Source organism: Streptomyces sp. H27-D2, from assembly GCF_035828615.1.
Classification (GTDB): Bacteria; Actinomycetota; Actinomycetes; order Streptomycetales; family Streptomycetaceae; genus Streptomyces.
In genome coordinates this window covers 19,463-37,881 of the sequence record NZ_JAYMZR010000047.1, presented here as the reverse complement: position 1 = coordinate 37,881, position 18,419 = coordinate 19,463, and the positions used below count along the sequence as shown (strand labels likewise).

Genomic DNA, 18,419 nt, shown 5'->3' with positions numbered 1-18,419 from the left:
GGCTGGCACGCGCCCACCGAGAAGATCGAGCTGGACCTGCTGATGAAGGGCGTCGAGACGACGGCCTATCTCTGGGGCGACCTGGCCGAGAATTGGCGCACCGTCTAGCCGGCCCGCTCCCGTCAGCAGCTCATGCGCTCAGGAGCCCCTGGAGTCCAGCCCGCCCGTAGCCCGTACTTGTCTCCGCGCTTGTTCCGCCTAAATCTTGTTCCGCCCAAACCCCACCCCACCCCACCCCACCCCACCCCACCCCATCGCGTCGCCCCGAAGCACACCGGCGCGTACGCCCCCCGGCGCACGCGCGCAGCCGCACCACCCGTCCGCTGCCTCAGCGGGGAGATCCCATTCGTAGGGGGAGTTGGAAACAGCCGTGACCACCTGGACCGAGCACACCTCCGACCGGCCGATCACCCTCAGCGCGTCGAGCGGCATCGACCGCGCCGCGCACCACCGCCTGGACGAGGCATGGCTCGCCGCGGCGTGGAGTCACCCGACGACGCGGGTCCTGGTGGTGTCCGGCGGCCAGGCCATGGTCGAGGACATGCCCGACGGCAGTACGGAGCTGGTGCTGCTGCCGACCTTCGAGGCGCCGGTCAGCGAGACGCACCGGTACTTCCTGGGCACGGACGAGGCCGGGGTGAGCTTCTTCGCGCTCCAGCAGGATTCACTACCGGGGCGCATGGACGCCGCCGCGCGCCCCGCCGGGCTGCGCGAGGTGGGCTCGCTGCTCTCCCAGCGCGACGCGGGGCTGCTGGTGCACGCCGTGGCGCTGGAGAACTGGCAGCGGCTGCACCGCTTCTGCTCGCGCTGCGGCGAGCGCACGGTGATCGCCGCGGCGGGCCACGTCCGGCGCTGCCAGGCGTGCGGCGCGGAGCACTACCCGCGCACCGACCCCGCAGTGATCATGCTCGTGACGGACGGCGAGGACCGCGCGCTGCTTGGCCGCCAGGTGCACTGGCCCGAAGGCCGCTTCTCGACGCTCGCGGGCTTCGTGGAGCCCGGGGAGTCCATTGAGCAGGCGGTCGTGCGGGAAACCGCGGAGGAGGCGGGGGTGAGCGTCGGCGAGGTCGAGTACGTCGCCAGCCAGCCGTGGCCCTTCCCGTCCAGCCTGATGCTCGGCTTCACGGCGCGGGCCACCTCCTCGCACATCGAGGTGGACGGCGAGGAGATCCAGGAGGCCCGCTGGTTCTCGCGGGAGGACCTGCGGACCGCGATGGAGACCGGAGTCGTGCTGCCCCCGTCCGGGATCTCCATCGCGGCCCGCCTGATCGAGCTCTGGTACGGCAAGCCGCTGCCGGCCGGACCGGGCCGTTGAGCCGCGGCCGGAACGCGATCAGGGGCCCTGCCCAGTGGGCCGGGCCCCTGAATCGGGCGCGTCGCGTCGTGCGCGGTGATGCATGAGCGGTGATGCGCACGACGTGCGGCAGGCGCATGCGTGCGCGGTGGTACGTGTGCGGAGGCTCAGACCTCGAGCTTCTGTTTAACCTGCGCGAGCGAGGGGTTCGCCAGCGAGGAGCCGTCGGGGAAGAGCAGGGTGGGCACCAACTGGTTGCCCCCGTTGACCTTCTCCACGAACGCGGCCGAGTCCGGGTCGTGCTCGATGTTGACCTCCGTGTAGGAGATCCCCTCGCGCTCCATCTGGCCCTTCAGCCGACGGCAGTAGCCGCACCATGTGGTGCTGTACATCGTCACAGTGCCCGACATCGGTTTCGCTCTCCTCAGGGTCAGTGGGTGGTGCCAGTGCTGGAACGCGCGAACACCCCCGGCCATTCCCGGACCGGTATGACTGCGACCGCACGCCTGTGGACAACCGACCCGGCCGCCTCCGGGAACCTGTCAGCATGGCGGGGTGACAGCAGCAACGCCTTTCTCCCTTTCCACTCCCTCCGCGTCGTCAACATCGTCCTCGCTCTTCCCGCAGATCCCCGACTCCGCCGACGCGGTGCTGGAGGGGCTCGACCCCGAGCAGCGCGAAGTGGCGACGGCGCTGCACGGACCGGTGTGCGTGCTGGCCGGAGCCGGTACGGGCAAGACGCGCGCCATCACGCACCGGATCGCGTACGGCGTGCGGGCCGGCATGCTCCAGCCCGGCAGTGTGCTCGCCGTCACCTTCACCGCCCGCGCCGCGGGCGAGATGCGCGGGCGGCTGCGGCAGCTCGGCGCGGGCGGCGTCCAGGCCCGTACGTTCCACTCGGCCGCGCTGCGCCAGCTCCACTACTTCTGGCCGCGGGCGGTCGGCGGCGAGATGCCGCGGCTGGTCGAGCGCAAGGTCCAGTTGGTCGCCGAGGCCGCCGCGCGCTGCCGGCTCCGGCTGGACCGTAACGAGCTGCGGGATGTGACCGGCGAGATCGAGTGGGCCAAGGTCACTCAGACCGTGCCCGCGGACTACCCGGCGGCGGTCGCCAAATCCAGCCGTGAGGCCCCGCGGGACCCGGCCGAGATCGGCCAGGTCTACGGCATGTACGAGCAGCTCAAACGGGACCGCGGGGTCATCGACTTCGAGGATGTGCTGCTGCTCACAGTCGGCATCCTGCAGGACCGGCACGACATCGCCGACCACGTCCGCAACCAGTACCAGCACTTCGTCGTCGACGAGTACCAGGACGTCAGCCCGCTCCAGCAGCGGCTGCTGGACCTGTGGCTGGGCGATAGGGACAACCTCTGCGTGGTCGGCGACGCCAGCCAGACGATCTACTCCTTCACCGGCGCGACCCCCGACCACCTGCTGAACTTCCGCACCCGGCACCCGGGCGCGACCGTCGTGAAGCTCATCCGCGACTACCGCTCCACCCCGCAGGTCGTGCATCTGGCCAACGGGCTGCTGTCGCAGGCCCGCGGCCGGGCCGCCGAGCACCGCCTGGAGCTGGTCTCGCAGCGCGGCCCCGGCCCCGAGCCGGTCTACACCGAGTACGCGGACGAGCCGGCTGAGGCCGAGGGCACCGCCCGCCGTATCCGCGAGCTGATCGACTCGGGAGTCCCGGCCAGCGAGATCGCGGTGCTCTACCGCGTCAACGCCCAGTCGGAGGTCTACGAGCAGGCCCTCGCCGACAAGAACGTGGCGTACCAGCTGCGCGGCGCCGAGCGGTTCTTCGAGCGGCCCGAGGTGCGCGAGGCCGGCATCGCGCTGCGCGGCGCCGCCCGCGCGGGCGGCAACGACGCCCTGCTCGACGACGCCGTCGGGCTGCCCTCCCAAGTGCGGGCCGTGCTCGGCACCAAGGGCTGGACGGCACAGGCCCCCTCGGGCTCCGGCGCGGTCCGGGACCGCTGGGAGTCGCTCGCGGCGCTCGTCCGGCTCGCGGAGGACTTCTCGCGGGTCAAGCCGACGGCGACCCTCGGGGACCTGGTCGGCGAGCTCGACGAGCGCGCCAACGCCCAGCACGCGCCGACGGTCGAGGGCGTCACCCTCGCCTCGCTGCACGCGGCCAAGGGCCTGGAGTGGGACGCCGTCTTCCTGGTGGGTCTCACCGAGGGCATGATGCCGATCACCTACGCCAAGACCGACGAACAGGTCGAGGAGGAGCGCCGGCTGTTGTACGTCGGCGTCACCCGCGCCCGGCTGCACCTGGGTCTCTCGTGGGCGCTGGCCCGGTCCCCCGGCGGTCGCGCCGGGCGTCGCGCCAGCCGCTTCCTGAGCGGGCTGCGGCCGGGCTCCGCGGTGCGCGGCGGCCCGGGAACAGTCCCGGCGCCGGGCAGGGGCGGCATCGAGCGCGGACCGGCCGTCAAGCGCCGTAAACACGGCCCGGTGCTGTGCCGGGTATGCGGGCGCACGCTCACCGACGCGGGCGACATCAAGCTGATGCGCTGCGACGGCTGCCCCTCCGACCTCGACGAGGCGCTGTACGAGCGGCTGCGCGACTGGCGCGCGGAGCAGGCGAAGACGATCGGCCAGCCCGCGTACTGCGTCTTCACCGACAAGACGCTGATGGCCATCGCCGAGGCGGTGCCGCGCGGCGAGTCCGAGCTGTCGGCGATCGCGGGGGTGGGCATGCGCAAGATCGGCAAGTACGGCGCCGATGTGCTGGCGCTGTGCGCGGGGGAGGAGCTCGCCCCACCGGCTGCGGCGGGTGACGCCGCTGCTGAGGGGCCGGCGGAGCCCGTCGCCGGCGTGGCGGAAAACTCGTTGGAAAAATAGTTTGCGCCCGCGGAGCGCATACCCATAGCCTTCCGAACACGAAGACAACGACGAAGACAACGGCTCTTCCAAGAACCGATGGATTCGTGCTGTACTGAACAAGAACCACCAGCACGGACCGGCCCCGGCCGGTCCCATAGACGCCGAGAGGAGGCGAAGACCCGTGATCAGCTTCATCACCAAAATGACCGATCGTCCTGTCGTCGCCACCTGCCCGCTCGGCTCTTCGCTGCCCGTCACCAGTCTGCCCGGCGTCAGCGCCGTACGACCGGTGTCCCTCGCGGTCCTCCCGATCCGAGAGCGCACCGCGCGACCGACCAAGGCAGCCGCGGTTGCAGCGGCGGCACAAGCACAGGCATCCGCCTATGCCTCTGTTGCGGCGGCGACCAATGGTGCCGGCGCCACAGGCGGCAATGGACAGACGCAGCACCACACGATGTGGCCCTTCCGCGGGCTCGAACCCTGGAGCGATCCAGCCTGATCCACGATCAGGTCGGCACCTTCAGGGCCGCGGAATCCCCACCGGGATCCGCGGCCCTTCTGTTTTTCCGGACACCCTCCGGAAGCAGACCGAAGGCGCCTCGGAACAGCACCACCCCCGGTACCGACCAACAGCCCGGCCCACCGGCCGGAACGACAGACGAGGAACAACACCACCGTGCAACTCAAAGCGCACGCCCCGTCCGTACCGAATTCCGAAGTGATCCCCCCGCCCGACCCCACGGAGGCCCCCTTGCTGCCCCTCACTGAGCTCGACGACGAGATCGAGCGACTCGGCGTACCCGTGCCGTGCCGGACGTTCGACCCCGAGGTCTTCTTCGCCGAGTCCCCGGCCGACGTCGAGTACGCCAAGTCCCTGTGTCAGACCTGCCCCGTCCGCGATGCCTGCCTCGCCGGGGCCAAGGACCGCCGCGAGCCGTGGGGCGTCTGGGGCGGCGAGCTCTTCGTGCAGGGCGTCGTCGTGGCCCGCAAGCGTCCGCGTGGCCGTCCGCGCAAGAACCCGGTCGCTGCATGAACATCATCGGAACCATCGACCGCCCCAAGACGCACGAACCCAAGAAACAGGTCCCGACGATGCAGCTGTTCCTCACCGAGCCGCCCGCCACGGGCACCTCTTCCCGCACCACTTCCGGTGCGACCACCTCACGCCAGAACAGGACCCGCGAGATGCAACTCATCCCAGAAGCCATGGCTCGTGCGCATATGCACGAACGCCTGAGCGAAGCCGAATCCGAACGCAGGGCCGTGCGACTGGTCGCCGCCCGGCGGCTGCAGCGGCGCGCCGAGCGCGCCTCGCTGCGTGCCCGCCGCGCGCTGGCCATCGCCGTCATGCAGTGACCCGACCGCCCTCGCGGTAGGGGGCGCGGCCCGTTCGGCCGCGCGAAGACGAAACAGACGGCGGGGCCGGTCCGATCGGACCGGCCCCGCGGAGCGTTGTGCCCCTCGCTGGAGGGTTTGCGGGGATATCGTCACCAGGTGGACCAGAAAACTCATCAGCCGGCACAGATGAGTGCCGAGACCATCGTGTGCGCCCGCTGCGGCGCCGTGGCCGACGGAGTGCCGCCGACCTGGATCTGTTCCGTCGAGAACGGCGCCCGCCGCTACTTCTGTGACGACTGCGGCCGAACCAACATCCGGGCGATCGAGGGGCGGCTCGACTCGGACTGGTGGTGAGGTCAGGCCGGGGTGTCCGCCACCTCGGCCTCCGGCTTCCGCTCCGGGGCGAAGCCCGGTAGCCAGGCTGTGAGTTCGTCACGCAGTCGAACCGCCGCGCCCAATTGGCAGAGCACCCCGATGGTGCTCATCGTCACCCGGTGGATCAGCAGATACGAGGGCGGCAGATTGAGCTGCTTGCCCAGTTGATGGGCGGGCGAGCGCGGATCGGCGATCCGGGCCGCCTGGGACCGCATCCAGCTCCGGGTGAAGGTGAACTCCTCGGCCAGCGCCGGTTCGATGATGGGCAGCAGATAGTCCAGCACGTCCTCCGCCGACAGCTCGATCGACGACTTGACGAAGCCCTCCTCGCGCAGCTGCGTGTAGACCGCGTCCGCGTCGCCGGCCAGCGTCATCCGCAGTGACCTGCCGATGGTCTCCGGGAGCCCGCCGGGCAGCCGGTCCACCGTGCCGAAGTCGAGCACGCCGAGCCGCCACTTCTCCGGCGGCCCGGCCGGGGCGTCGTCCGTGAGCAGCCGGAAGTTGCCCGGGTGCGGGTCGGCGTGCAGCAGACCGGTGCGGGCCGCGCCCGAGAAGAGAAAACGGGCCAGCAACTGCCCGGCCCGGTCCCGCTCCTCCTGGGTGCCGTCGGTGATCACCTCGGAGAGCGGCACTCCGCGCATCCACTCCGTCACCAGAACCTGGTCGCACTGGTGCACCACATCAGGCACCGAGACGTCCGGGTCGCCGGCGAACTCCGCCGCGTGCGCCCGCTGCGCCTGGCCCTCCAGCTCGTAGTCCAGCTCCTCCGACACCCGGTCGCGCAGTTCGTTGATCAGCGGCTTGATGTCCATGCCGGGGATCAGCGGGCCCAGCAGCCGGGCGAAGCGGCCCAGTTGGTTCAAGTCGGACAACAGGGCCTCGCCGGCGCCGGGGTACTGCACCTTGACCGCTACTTCGCGGCCGTCGTGCCAGAGAGCGTGGTGCACCTGCCCGATGGAGGCCGCGGCCGAGGGCTTGTCCTCGAACTCCTGGAAGAGGTCCCGCCAGTCCGCGCCGAGCCGCTTCTCCAGCACCGCGTGGACCGTGCTGGTCGGCATGGGTGGTGCGGCTTCCTGGAGCTTGGTCAGCGCGGCCCGGTAGGGCCCCGCGATCTCCTCCGGCAGCGCCGACTCGAAGACGGAGAGGGCCTGGCCGAATTTCATCGCCCCGCCCTTCAACTCTCCCAGAACCCGGAAGAGTTGTTCCGCCGTGCGCTGTTGCAACTCGCGTCCGACGATCTCCGCGGACCGCCCGCCGATGCGCTTGCCGAGCCCCCAGGTGGCCCGGCCTGCGAACCCCAAGGGCAACGCGGCCAGCTTGGCGGTTCGGGTGACCGCCTTGCGGGGAAGATCAGACATACGCCCCTCCAACTCCCACTGCGCTCTCCGGGGGCACCCCCCGGAACACCACTGTCCGCACCGCGAACCGTGGCTACCCGGCCATTGTCCCGCGCCGGGCACCGGTGACCGAGGCGGATTCAGGTTCGGATGATCCGGCCGCACCGCAGCCGCAGTCGCGATGGGGCCCAAGTGGTCGTTGAACCCATGACAAATCAGGCAGTGCGAACTCCCAGCGGGCATTCGCACACGGAGCGCGGTCGCCGTCGAGGAAAGAAAGCGCGTACGCGGCTGTGATTCCCGCCACCATTGTCGCCAGTGCGACGTCGCAAGCCAGCCCCGCCGTGCCCCTGCCCCTGCCCGCGCCGCGTCCCGAGCGCCATTGGGCGAGCATCCGGGGCCAGGCCGGCTCGATCTCGGTCCGGGCCAGTTCGACGCAGCGTGCGCACGCCGTCCCGCCGGGCAGCACGAGGGGGCCCACCACGCCGGTGGCCTCGATCACTCCGGCGAACAGATGGGGCGTCCCCGCGGCCAGCAGCGGTTCGGCCGAGGCCAGATCGGGGGCGTACGCGGCGAGCCCGTCGCGCGGAGCGATCACCACCAGCGCGAGCCCGGCGGGCGCGGCAGCCCGGGACGGCGCGATCCCGGTAGGCACGGCGGCCTCGGACGGTGCGAGCCCGGCGGGCGCGGCTGCCCCGACCGCTCTCGCCTCCCGTGACCAGCGCCGACCGGGAGCCGCGCTCCGTACCGCTCGGCGCGCCGCCGCGTCCCGCCGTTCGCCGATCCGGTCGGCCGGCACCCCGGCGGGGCTGACGTCCCAGGCCTCCACGCAGCCACCGTCCAGCACATCGACCTGCCCCACTCCGGCCGCCGACAGCAGCGCGGCGACCGCCGCACCGACCCGCCCCGCGCCCCGAACCTGCACCCGCGTCGCCCGGCGCGCCGCCAACCGCGCCCAGCCGCCGTCCGGCTCCGGATGCACCACGGACAGCGAGGCCAGATCGGGCCGCAACCGGTCGAAGGACTCCTGCCCGCCGCCAAGCCCCGCGCCGGGCGGGCTGCCGCTGCCGTCGCCACTCATGAATCCGCTGTTCACAGGGGTTCCGCCCACCCGGTCGCGGCTGCCCGCACGCGTCGGGTCGTCGATCAGACCCGCCCCGGCCAGCCGTTCCAGCAGCCCGTCGATCCGCTCGGCCGACAGCCCCATCGCCCGGCCCTCCCGGTGCAGCAGGGGCAGGCCGCGGGTGCCGTCGATGAGGTCCAGGAAACTGCCCGTCGCGGTGTCCACCGGGCCCAGCACCACCGCGTGCGCCGGCGCCACCCCGAACTGCACGGTCTGCCGGTCGCGCCAGCCGCGCCGCAGCGCGGGCTTGAGCATCGGATGCATCGTCGCCTCCCCCTGACCGGCGGGCCTGTCGGCCGGCCCGTTCGCCGGTCCGCTCCCGTCGGACGGTTTCCACCTTGCCCGGTCCGCTCGAAACGCGTCGAAAGTTGTCCACAGGCGGTGGCAATAGTCGTACAACCGATGCGGGGCTCAGCGGGTGTCACGGCTTGTTTCGTCCGTGAACCGGCTCGGGGACGGGACTTCCGCCGCCACCAGCAGGTAACGTCGAGACGTGCCCGCCGATCCCTCGCACCGTGCCGGAGAAACACAGCACAGCAGCGCCCCGAGCCCGCCGACCCGCGGGTCCGGGACGAGCGCGGTCGAGGTCCGCCGCAGTGCGCGCCGCCGCCGAACGGTCTCCGCGTACCGGGAGGGCGACCGCACGGTCGTGCTCATCCCGGCCCGGATGTCCGAGGCCGAGGAGCAGCGCTGGGTCCATGTGATGCTGGACAAACTGGCGGCCCAGGAGAGCAAGCGGGTCCTGGGCGACAGCGAACTCGCGGCCCGCGCCGAGCGGCTGTCCGTCCAGTACCTCGAAGGGCGGGCCCGGCCGAGCAGCGTGCGCTGGGTGACCAACCAGAACACCCGGTGGGGCTCGTGCACCCCGGCCGAGGGCAGCATCCGCCTCTCGCACCGGCTCCAGGGCATGCCCGAGTACGTCGTGGACTATGTGCTCGTCCACGAGCTGGCCCACCTGCTCGTTCCCGGCCACGGACCGCGCTTCTGGCTGCTCCTTGAGGCGTATCCGCGGACCGAGCGGGCCCGCGGATATCTCGAAGGAGTGGTCGCGGCGGACCGGCTGCCGCAGTTGCCCGAGGCCCGCCCGGAATGAGCCTGACGATCTGCGCCCCGGCATCGCCTCATGTCCGCGCCAGCGGTTAGCCTGGCGCGCAACGCAATGGTGGTATCCGAACGGGGGACGGTCGTTACGTATGGCCAGGGAATTCCAGCGCGGCCACAAGGCCAAGATCAGTGACCTGACAGCAGGGACGGATCTGTACGTAGGCGTGCAGATCGCGGGGCCCGGCCTGTCCTTCGACATCAGCTGTTTCGGGCTCGACGCCAATGAGCAGCTCTCCGACGACCGCTACTTCATCTTCTTCAATCAGCCGAAATCGCCCGAGGAGTCGATCCAGCAGCTCGGCGAGCAGGCCGGCGACACCGAATCCTTCCGGGTGACGCTCGACCGCGTTCCGGCACGGATCCAGCGGCTCTCGTTCACCGCGACGCTCGACGGCGCGGGACAGATGTCGCAGGTCGGCCCCGGTTACATCCGGATCGTGGCGGGCGGCGAGGAAGTCGTCCGCTACGCCTTCACGGGCGCCGAGTTCAGCACCGAGCGCGCCGTGATGCTCGGCGACTTCTACCTCAAGGACGTATGGCGCTTCGCCGCCGTCGGCCAGGGGTTCGACGGCGGCCTCGACGCGCTGCTGAAGAACTTCGGAGGTGAGGTCGCGGAGGAGGAGCCACCGGCGCAGGCGCCGGCGGCCGCTCCCGGTTTCGCGCCCCCGCCGGGCGGCGCGGCCCCCGGCTTCGGCGCTCCGCCCGCCGCCGCGCAGCCCGCGCCCGACTTCGGTCCGCCGCAGGGCGCACCGCCGGCCGTACCGCAGCAGCCCCAACCGGCCCAGCCGGCCGCCACGCAGAGCTTCGCGCCGCCGCAGGGCGCGACACCGCCCGCTCCCGGCAGCCAGCAGATGCACGGGGCGCCCACCATCGCCGCCCCGATGGCACCGCCCGGCCAGTACCCCGGTCAGCAGCCGCCGCCGCAAGGTGGCCAGATCCCGCCGCCCGGAGTGCCGAACCAGCCGTACGGGCAACCCCAGGGCCAGCCGCCAGGGCAGTCGTACGGCTATCCGCAGGGCCAACCGCAGGGCCCCCCGGGCGCGCCGGGCCAGTTCCCCGGCCAGCCGCAACCCGGTCAGGTCCCCGGCCAGCAGGGTCAGCCGGGCCCGTACGGTCAGCCGCAGGCGGCCCCCCAGGGCGCTGCCGTCGCCGGCCTCGGCGCGGCGCTGCAGAAGTACCGCGAAGCACCGACCGGCCAGCGCTGGACGCCGCAGAACTCCAAGCTGATCCGGGTCGATCTCGGTGCCGACGCGAGCCCGGTCCTGGCCCGCCAGGGCAGCATGGTGCTCTACCAGGGCAAGGTCGATTTCAGCTACAAGGGCGCGGGTTTCCGCGGCCGGATCGTCGGCAACGCGACCGGCCAGGAGATGCAGCTGATGCGCTGCACGGGCCAGGGGCAGGTCTTCTTCGCGGAGAACGCCGCCCATGTCCACCCCATCGAGCTACAGGGCGACGCGATCTGCGTCTCCGCCGAGAACGTGCTCGCCTTCGACGAGTCGCTTCAGCACGAGGTGCGCCGCATCGAGGGCCACGGCATCCCCGGCGGCGCGCTGTTCACCATGCAGTTCCAGGGCACGGGCACGGTCATCGTGAAGACCCAGGGCACGCCGGTGGTGCTGCCGGTGACGCCGACCACCTTCGCGGACTGCAACGCCATCGTCGCCTGGTCCGCGGCCTCCCAGGTGATCATTTCCAGCCAGGTGCGGCTGCGCAGGAACGCCTACCCCGGCCACAGCGGGGAGACCGTGAACCTCCAGTTCCGCGGTGCGCCCGGCAACTTCATCGTCGTTCAGCCCTACGAGGTCTAAGGGAGCCCGTCATGGACCAGCAAATGATCGCGGGCTACGCCCCCACGCCGGCCGCAGCCCGTATGGAGAACCACGGCAGCAGCATGCTCAAGGTCGCCATGCAGAGCGGCCAGGACCTCTTCGCGCGCACCGGCTCGATGGTCGCGTACGAGGGCTTCGTGCAGTACGAGCCGAACCCGCCCGCGGTGCGCCAGATGGCGTCCCAGTGGCTCACCGGCGAAGGCGCGCCGCTGATGAAGTGCAGCGGTGACGGCCTGCTCTACCTCGCCGACTACGGCGCGGACGTCATCTGCGTGAACCTCGACAACGACTCCGTCTCGGTCAACGGCACCAACCTGCTCGCCTTCGACGCCCACCTCCAGTGGGGCGTCCAGCGGGTCAAGGGGATGGCCAAGTTCGCCGGACAGGGTCTGTTCAACGTCGGAGTCTCCGGCACCGGCTGGGTCGCCCTGACCTCCCGGGGCGCCCCGATCGTCGTCGACTGCGGCAGCGGCGCGGACGAGACCTATGTGGACCCGGACGCGCTCGTCGCGTGGTCCACCGGTTTGAAGATGAAGGGGAAGCGCAGCTTCAAGGCATCCTCGATGCTCGGCCGGGGCAGCGGTGAGGCGTACCAGATCGCCTTCTCGGGCCAGGGATTCGTCGTCGTACAGCCCAGCGAGGACAGCACCGACCGGCTCCGGGCCCGGGGCTGAGGGGGAACGGGAAACCATGCAGAGCCCGCTTTTCGGATACACCGAGAACCAGACGCAGGAGCGGTACGCCCTGCAGAATCCGCAGCTGCTGCGGATCGGCCTCACCGGCCACGACGACGTCCTCGCCCGCAAGGGCGCGATGGTCGCCTACCAGGGGCTGCTCGAATTCGACGGTGAGTACCAGACCCAGGGCCAGCGCCGGGCCCGCGCCAACACCGGCGAGGGCCTCGACCTGATGCGCTGCTCAGGCCAGGGCACCGTCTACCTCGCCAACCTCGCGCAGTACGTCCACATCATGGAGGTGGACCAGGACGGGCTGACGGTGGACAGCAGCTATGTCCTCGCGCTCGACTCCGCGCTGCACTGGGAGGCGATCGCGGTGGACAGCCAGTTCGGCGTCTCCGGTTCGGGGAAGTACAACCTCAACATCTCGGGGCGCGGCAAGGTCGCGCTGATGACCTCGGGCCAGCCGCTGATGATGCAGGTCACCCCGGAGAAGTACGTCAACGCGGACGCCGACGCGGTCGTCGCCTGGTCCACCTCGCTGCGGGTCCAGATGCAGGCGCAGACCCACTCCTCGGGCGTGTTCCGGCGGCGCGGCAACACCGGCGAGGGCTGGGAGCTCAGCTTCCTCGGCCAGGGCTACGCGCTCGTCCAGCCCAGCGAGCTGATGCCGCCGCAGAACGCGGAGATCGGCCAGGGCGTGCGCGCCCAGTTCGGCGTGGGCCAGCAGGGCGCCCACGGCCAGAACCAGGGCAACATCTGGACCAACTGACGCGGGTCCCGGCCGGGCCGCGCCCGCGCGCCTCTAGAGAAGCGCGCGGGTGCGGTCCAGCAGCCGTACGACCGAGGCGTCGGCCACGCCCGCCACCTCGTCGTATCCGAACCAGCGCAGGTCCAGCGACTCGTCGCTGATCGCCTCGAGTGCACCGGCCGGGGCGACGGCGGCGTACTGCACGTCCAGATGCCAGGCGCAGGGCGTCGAATGCCGGTCCAAACGGACCGGCCCGCCCGGCAACAGCTCCAGGCCGGAGACGATCCCCGACTCCTCGGCGGCCTCGCGCAGCGCCGCGTCCGCGAGCCGGGCGTCACCGGGCTCGCAGTGCCCGCCCATCTGGAGCCACATCCGCAGCTTGCGGTGCAGCGTCAGCAGCACCCGCTCGCCGACCGGGTCGATCACCAGCGCGCTGGCGGTGATGTGACCCTCCCGGCACGCCTTCCACATCCCGTCCGGACGCGCGGCCAGGTGCTCCGCGTAGCTGAGCCGGAGCTGCTCCTGCCCGGCGTCCGGTGCGGGCCACGCCTCGATGACCCGCACCGCGTCCCGATGAAGACCGGCTTCGTGCAGGCCCGCCTCATGAGGACCCGCCTCATGAACGCCCGCCGAGTGGATCGTTTCCGCTCCCGGGGTCGTCCCGCGCTCAGGACTCACTTCGCGCTGTCGTCCCCGTCGCCAGGGGCGTCCTTGCCGCCGTCCTCGCCACCCTTGTCGTCCTCGGCGGCGTCCTTCGTACCCTTTTCCGGACCGTCTCCAGGTCCCTCGCTCCCCTTCGTCAGGTCCGGCTTCGCGCCCTGCGAGCGGTCGCCGTCCGCGGCTTCCCCGAGCATCTTGTCCAGCTCGGAGAAGTCCAGGTGCTCGTGGTGCACAAACCCGTCCGGGTCGTCCAGATCCTGCGCCGTCGGCAGCATGTCCGGGTGCTCCCACAGGGCGTCCCGGCCGTCCGTACCCCGCGCGTCCGCCAGCAGGGCCCACAGCCGGGAGGCGTCCCGCAGCCGGCGGGGCCGCAGTTCCAGCCCGATCAGCGTCGCGAAGGTCTGCTCCGCGGGACCACCGCTCGCCCGCCGACGCCGCAGCGTCTCGCGGAGCGCGTCGGCGGCCGGCAGGTGCGGGGAGGCCGCCGCGTGCACGACCGCGTCCACCCAGCCCTCGACCAGCGCCAGAGCCGTCTCCAGCCGCGCGAGCGCCGCCTTCTGCTCCGGGGTGTCCTCCGGCTGGAACATGCCCTGCTGCAAGGCGGTCTGGAGCTCCTCGGGGTGCGAGGGGTCGAGCTGGCCGACCATGTCCTCCAGTTTCGCGGTGTCCACCTTGATGCCGCGGGCGTAGCCCTCGACAGCGCCGAACAGATGCGAGCGCAGCCACGGCACATGCGCGAAGAGCCGCTGGTGGGCGGCTTCGCGCAGCGCGAGGTAGAGCCGCACCTCGTCCTCCGGGATGCCCAGCCCTGAACCCAGCGCCGCGATGTTCACCGGCAGCAGCGCCGCCTTGCCCGCCGGTCCCAGCGGCAGCCCGATATCGGTCGAGCCCACCACCTCTCCGGCCAGCACGCCCACCGCCTGCCCGATCTGGGTGCCGAACATCGCGCCGCCCATGGACCGCATCATGCCGAGCAGCGGGCCCGCCATGGCCTGCATCTCCTCGGGGAGCACATCGCCCATGGCCAGCCCGACCCGCTCCGCGACCGGGTCCACCAGGTCCTTCCACACCGGGAGGGTCGCCTCGACCCACTCGGCGCGGCTCCACGCCACCACCGAGCCCGAGCCCGACGGCAGCGACGTCACGCCGTCCAGCCACAGGTCGGCGAGCCGGACGGCCTCCTCGACCGCCGCGCGCTCGCCGGGGCTCACGCTCGCGTCCTTGGCGCCGTCCGCGGTGCCCTGGGCCACCGTCTGGCGGGCGATGTCCTTGGCCATGTCCCAGTTCACCGGGCCGCCCTCGTACGAGAGCATCTGGCCCAGCTTCTGGAACGCGGCGCCCAGGTCGTTCGGGTTCATGGCACCGGACGGGCCCATGCCTCCGAAGAGCGCGGCGAACGGATTGTCCGCGCCTGAGCCGCCGCCGAACCCGAGCGGGTTCACCGGTCCCTGACCGCCCTGCTTCTTACCGTCGTCGCCGTCCTCCGGCTCCTCCGGCGGAAGGCCGAATCCAAATGGGTTGTCACTCACGGGTTTCCTCGGCTCGTAGGGCCGCCGGCCCGAGGCCGACGGCGACTGCCCGACATACACAACCCAGCCTAGACACCCTGCCCGCTTCGGGGCTCGGTGCTCCGCTGTCCCGGTTACTGCGGCAGGATGGACGCCACCTGGTACGTACGCGTCTACACGAGTACGTACTGAAGACAACCGCTGGAGACGCCCGGTGAGTTCCCCAGATCCGCACGTTCGCGCAGCGCGAAACGGTCGAGCCAGAGCCGCGCGCCGCCCCGTCATCGCTGTCACGGGTGCCGCCTCCGGAGTCGGCGCCCTGCTCACGCAACAGCTAGTGAACTCCGAAGAAGTCAAACAAGTCGTGGCCATCGACGAGCGCAGGGGGGAGGCGGCCGAAGCGCACTGGCATGTCCTGGACGTACGGGATCCCGCCATCGCCGAGAAACTGCGCGGCGCGGACGTCGTCGTGCACCTCGCCCTCGACCTCGACCTGGAGACCGACCCCGCCGCCCGAACGGCCTACAACGTGCGCGGAACCCAGACCGTGCTGACCGCAGCCGCGGCGGTCGGTGTGCACCGCGTCGTGCTGTGCTCTTCAGCCATGGTCTACGGCGCGCTGCCCGACAACGACGTGCCGCTCGCCGAGGACGCCGAGCTGCGCGCCACCGCCGAGGCCACCGGCGTCGGCGACCTGCTGGAGATCGAACGGCTCGGCCGCCGCGCGCCCCGCGCGCACCCCGGCCTGAACGTCACCGTGCTGCGCCCCGGCGTGCTGGTCGGCGGCACGGACACCGCGCTGACCCGCTACTTCGAGTCGCCGCGGCTGCTGGTCGTCGCCGGCTCCCGGCCGACCTGGCAGTTCTGCCATGTGGAGGACCTGGTCACCGCACTGGAGTACGCCGCCCTGGAAAAGGTGGACGGGGAGCTGGCGGTCGGCTGCGACGGCTGGCTGGAGCAGGAGGAGGTCGAGGAGCTGACCGGCATCCGGCGGATGGAACTGCCCTCGGCGATCGCCCTGGGCGCGGCCTCCCGGCTGCACCGGCTGGGCCTGACGCCCTCTCCGGCCGGCGACCTCGCGTACACGATGCACCCCTGGGTGGTCAGCGGCAGCAAGCTGCACGAGGCGGGCTGGCGGCCGCGGTGGACCAACGAAGAGGTGCTGGCCGAGCTGCTGGAGGAAGTCGCCGGACGGCACACCGTCGCGGGCCGGAGGCTGGGCCGTAAGGACGCCACGACGCTGGGCGCCGCGGGCGCGACGGTCGCGCTGGTCGGCACGGCGGCGCTGGTCCGCCGGGTCCGGAAGGCCAGGCGGCGCTAGCGGCGGAGCCGCCGGAGTCCCCGGAGCGCGTCGGGCGGCAGCGCCCCGGAGCTTTCCGGGTCTGTTCGGGGACAGCCCGCGGAAGCCCTCCGGCCGTGCGGCGGCTCCGCCCGCGAGTCTCCGGTGATCCTCCAGTCCCGCCACCCCCGGACCTGGTGAAACGTCTATTCCGAATCCGCCGGCCGGTGCGGCACGATGGACCCATGGCACGCACGCACGACCACCCAGGTGAGCTCGCGACCCCGGACCCGATCCGGCTGCTCGCGATCCGTGACACGCCGCTCTCCGTCGACGAGGTCCTCGCGGCCGTCGGGGACGACTCGGCGGGCGGTACGGCGCTGTTCGTCGGCACCGTGCGCAATCACGACAGCGGCGCCGACGTCGCCAGGCTCGGCTATTCCGCCCATCCCACCGCCACGGCCGAGATGCGCCGGGTCGCCGAGAAGGTGGCCGCGGACTTCCCCGTACGGGCCATGGCGGCCGTGCACCGGGTCGGCGAGCTGGCCGTGGGTGAACCGGCCGTGATCGTCGCGGTTTCCTGCCCGCACCGGGGAGCGGCCTTCGAGGCCTGCCGCCGGCTCATCGACGACCTCAAGGCCGAGGTCCCGATCTGGAAGCACCAGACGTTCGCGGACGGGACCGATGAGTGGGTCGGCGCCTGCGAGCACTGAACGTGGCATCGAACGCGGCACTGAACGCGGCACCGAACGCGGCACCGAACGCGCGGTCGGACCCCGGTGAGCCCGGTCTCCGGTTGCGTAACCCACCCCCTGCCGTGAGCGTTGCACTGTCGGATGGTTAATCTGCTCATCTGTCAGTTGAAGTTGCATTTAGGGGTTGGGAGACCGGTATGGCGGCGCTCGCTTGGTTGCTCATTCCGGTACTCGCCGCTGTGTTCGCCGCGGTGTGGAGCGCCTGGGCGACCCGTCACCGCAAGGTGGCCGACGTCGCCGAACTCGCCGGATACGCACGGTTCCGCGAGGCGATGGAGCGGCCGGAGCCCCGCACCGACGCCGCCTGACACGACCGGCGCGGACGCGCTGCTGGTACGGCGGCCGACGCGCCCCGCACTGCGGCCGAGGCCCTGCCACGGACGGACCGGCCCCGGAGGTCGGGTGTCATACCTGTCCCGTACTGTCGTTCCATGCCACGCCGCACTGCGACGATGCTCGCCTCCACCCTCATACTGATCGCGTTGCTCTGTGCGGGGGTGCTGATCACCGTGCCCTACTCCGAGATGTCCCCCGGACCGACGGTGAACACCCTGGGCGACCATGGCGGCGAGCCGGTGCTGAACATCTCCGGCCGCAAGACCTACCCCACGTCCGGCCACCTCAACATGACGACGGTCCGCGTCACCGGCGCCGACTACCGGATGAACCTGGTCGAGGCGGTCTACGGCTGGCTGACCCACGACAACGCGGTCGTCCCGCACACCACGCTCTACCCGGACGGCCAGTCGGCGGAGCAGGCCAACCAGGAGAACGCCGAGGAGTTCAGCCAGTCGCAGGCGAGCGCCAAGGTCGCCGCGCTCAAGGAACTGAAGATTCCGGTCGGCTCCCAGGTGATCGTCTCCACCGTCGTCAAGGACAGCCCGGCCGAAGGCAAGCTGCACGCGGGCGACGTCGTCAAGGCCGTGGACGGCAAGGCGGTCAAGGAGCCCGGAGACGTCGCGAAGCTCGTCACCGAGCACAAGCCCGGCGAGAAGGTCGTCTTCTCCCTCATCCCCGCCAAGACGGCCGCGGCGGCGGCCAAGGCGGGCAAGGAGCCGAAGGCCGGCCAGCGGGTCAAGGGCGGCAAGCTCGTCCCCGTCACCACCAAGAAGGCGCCGGGCGACGGCCGCGCGATCGTCGGCATCCAGGCCGGGATCGACCACACCTTCCCGTTCGACATAGACATCAAGCTGGCCGATGTCGGCGGCCCCAGCGCCGGGCTGATGTTCTCCCTCGGCATCGTCGACAAGCTCACCCCGGCCGACCTCACCGGCGGAAAGTTCGTCGCCGGCACGGGGACGATCGACGAGAAGGGCAAGGTCGGCCCGATCGGCGGCATCGAGATGAAGACCGTCGGCGCGCGCGGCAAGGGCGCCGAGTACTTCCTCACGCCGAAGGACAACTGCGCCGCCGCGGCCAAGGATGTCCCGGAGGGCCTCACCCTGGTGAAGGTCGGCACCATCGACGACGCGCTGGGCGCCCTGGAGCACATCCGCAAGGGGGACACGGCCGGCCTGTCGCAGTGCGCGACAGGCTGACCGGTCCACTGGAACGGCAGCCTTCGCGGAA

At 71.5% G+C, this 18,419-nt stretch carries 20 protein-coding genes; 15 read left to right on the top strand and 5 right to left on the bottom strand.

Going from position 1 to position 18,419, the window contains the following annotated elements; translation table 11 throughout:
- The coding region (locus QMK28_RS34335; RefSeq protein ID WP_443050770.1) for a hypothetical protein at nucleotides 1-108 on the top strand (108 nt) is incomplete at its 5' end.
- 262 nt (nucleotides 109-370) lie between these two features.
- Nucleotides 371-1,315: an NAD(+) diphosphatase gene (gene nudC, locus QMK28_RS19090; RefSeq protein ID WP_326439501.1), complete on the top strand. Its 945-nt coding sequence runs from the start codon at nucleotides 371-373 to the stop codon at nucleotides 1,313-1,315.
- 146 nt (nucleotides 1,316-1,461) lie between these two features.
- Here nudC and QMK28_RS19085 read toward each other — a convergent pair whose 3' ends face one another.
- Nucleotides 1,462-1,704: a mycoredoxin gene (locus tag QMK28_RS19085; RefSeq protein ID WP_326439499.1), complete on the bottom strand. Its 243-nt coding sequence runs from the start codon at nucleotides 1,702-1,704 to the stop codon at nucleotides 1,462-1,464.
- A 145-nt stretch (nucleotides 1,705-1,849) separates the two neighbouring features.
- Here QMK28_RS19085 and QMK28_RS19080 point away from each other — a divergent pair, with 145 nt between their 5' ends.
- The 5 genes from QMK28_RS19080 (at nucleotide 1,850) to QMK28_RS19060 (ending at nucleotide 5,806) form a co-directional block, all read left to right on the top strand.
- Nucleotides 1,850-4,132, top strand: coding sequence for an ATP-dependent DNA helicase UvrD2 (locus QMK28_RS19080; protein WP_326439497.1), 2,283 nt, complete (start codon nucleotides 1,850-1,852; stop codon nucleotides 4,130-4,132).
- 163 nt (nucleotides 4,133-4,295) lie between these two features.
- Entirely contained in the window at nucleotides 4,296-4,613 is a 318-nt protein-coding gene (locus QMK28_RS19075; RefSeq protein WP_326439495.1) for a hypothetical protein, read from the top strand.
- A gap of 177 nt (nucleotides 4,614-4,790) precedes the next feature.
- Nucleotides 4,791-5,147 carry a WhiB family transcriptional regulator gene (locus QMK28_RS19070; RefSeq protein ID WP_326439493.1) on the top strand — a complete coding sequence of 119 codons (357 nt, stop codon included), beginning with the start codon at nucleotides 4,791-4,793 and terminating at the stop codon, nucleotides 5,145-5,147.
- Nucleotides 5,144-5,470: a hypothetical protein gene (locus QMK28_RS19065; protein WP_326439491.1), complete on the top strand. Its 327-nt coding sequence runs from the start codon at nucleotides 5,144-5,146 to the stop codon at nucleotides 5,468-5,470. The genes QMK28_RS19070 and QMK28_RS19065 overlap by 4 nt, the downstream gene beginning before the upstream one ends.
- A 138-nt stretch (nucleotides 5,471-5,608) precedes the next feature.
- Entirely contained in the window at nucleotides 5,609-5,806 is a 198-nt protein-coding gene (locus QMK28_RS19060; protein ID WP_326439489.1) for a hypothetical protein, read from the top strand.
- 2 nt (nucleotides 5,807-5,808) lie between these two features.
- On the opposite strand, the gene QMK28_RS19055 is transcribed toward QMK28_RS19060, so the two are convergent.
- Entirely contained in the window at nucleotides 5,809-7,185 is a 1,377-nt protein-coding gene (locus tag QMK28_RS19055) for an ABC1 kinase family protein (protein WP_326439487.1), read from the bottom strand.
- A gap of 73 nt (nucleotides 7,186-7,258) precedes the next feature.
- Nucleotides 7,259-8,551: a ThiF family adenylyltransferase gene (locus QMK28_RS19050; RefSeq protein WP_326439485.1), complete on the bottom strand. Its 1,293-nt coding sequence runs from the start codon at nucleotides 8,549-8,551 to the stop codon at nucleotides 7,259-7,261.
- A gap of 229 nt (nucleotides 8,552-8,780) precedes the next feature.
- Here QMK28_RS19050 and QMK28_RS19045 point away from each other — a divergent pair, with 229 nt between their 5' ends.
- The 4 genes from QMK28_RS19045 to QMK28_RS19030 all read left to right on the top strand — a co-directional run bounded on the left by QMK28_RS19045 (nucleotide 8,781) and on the right by QMK28_RS19030 (nucleotide 12,669).
- Entirely contained in the window at nucleotides 8,781-9,380 is a 600-nt protein-coding gene (locus tag QMK28_RS19045) for a M48 metallopeptidase family protein (RefSeq protein WP_326439483.1), read from the top strand.
- Nucleotides 9,381-9,480: 100 nt separating this feature from the next.
- Nucleotides 9,481-11,199 carry a TerD family protein gene (locus QMK28_RS19040; protein ID WP_326439481.1) on the top strand — a complete coding sequence of 573 codons (1,719 nt, stop codon included), beginning with the start codon at nucleotides 9,481-9,483 and terminating at the stop codon, nucleotides 11,197-11,199.
- Between the two features lie 11 nt (nucleotides 11,200-11,210).
- Nucleotides 11,211-11,894, top strand: a complete 684-nt coding sequence (locus QMK28_RS19035; RefSeq protein WP_326439479.1) for an AIM24 family protein — start codon at nucleotides 11,211-11,213, stop codon at nucleotides 11,892-11,894.
- A gap of 16 nt (nucleotides 11,895-11,910) precedes the next feature.
- Complete coding sequence (locus QMK28_RS19030) at nucleotides 11,911-12,669, top strand: AIM24 family protein (protein ID WP_326439477.1); 759 nt, start codon at nucleotides 11,911-11,913, stop codon at nucleotides 12,667-12,669.
- Nucleotides 12,670-12,702: 33 nt separating this feature from the next.
- Here QMK28_RS19030 and QMK28_RS19025 read toward each other — a convergent pair whose 3' ends face one another.
- Together QMK28_RS19025 and QMK28_RS19020 are read right to left on the bottom strand one after the other, a co-directional pair.
- Nucleotides 12,703-13,212 (bottom strand): NUDIX hydrolase, encoded by a 510-nt coding sequence (locus QMK28_RS19025; protein WP_326439475.1) that lies wholly within the window; start codon nucleotides 13,210-13,212, stop codon nucleotides 12,703-12,705.
- Nucleotides 13,213-13,322: 110 nt separating this feature from the next.
- Nucleotides 13,323-14,837 (bottom strand): zinc-dependent metalloprotease, encoded by a 1,515-nt coding sequence (locus QMK28_RS19020; RefSeq protein WP_326439473.1) that lies wholly within the window; start codon nucleotides 14,835-14,837, stop codon nucleotides 13,323-13,325.
- Nucleotides 14,838-15,030: 193 nt separating this feature from the next.
- Here QMK28_RS19020 and QMK28_RS19015 point away from each other — a divergent pair, with 193 nt between their 5' ends.
- From QMK28_RS19015 to QMK28_RS19000, 4 genes are all read left to right on the top strand, one after another.
- Nucleotides 15,031-16,137, top strand: coding sequence for an SDR family oxidoreductase (locus tag QMK28_RS19015; RefSeq protein ID WP_326439471.1), 1,107 nt, complete (start codon nucleotides 15,031-15,033; stop codon nucleotides 16,135-16,137).
- Between the two features lie 203 nt (nucleotides 16,138-16,340).
- Nucleotides 16,341-16,808, top strand: a complete 468-nt coding sequence (locus QMK28_RS19010) for a molybdenum cofactor biosynthesis protein MoaE (RefSeq protein ID WP_326439469.1) — start codon at nucleotides 16,341-16,343, stop codon at nucleotides 16,806-16,808.
- 179 nt (nucleotides 16,809-16,987) lie between these two features.
- Nucleotides 16,988-17,158, top strand: coding sequence for a hypothetical protein (locus QMK28_RS19005; RefSeq protein ID WP_326439467.1), 171 nt, complete (start codon nucleotides 16,988-16,990; stop codon nucleotides 17,156-17,158).
- 123 nt (nucleotides 17,159-17,281) lie between these two features.
- A complete protein-coding gene (locus QMK28_RS19000) occupies nucleotides 17,282-18,388 on the top strand; it encodes a YlbL family protein (protein WP_326439465.1) in 1,107 nt (368 codons plus the stop codon).
- The last annotated feature ends 31 nt before the right edge of the window (nucleotides 18,389-18,419 follow it).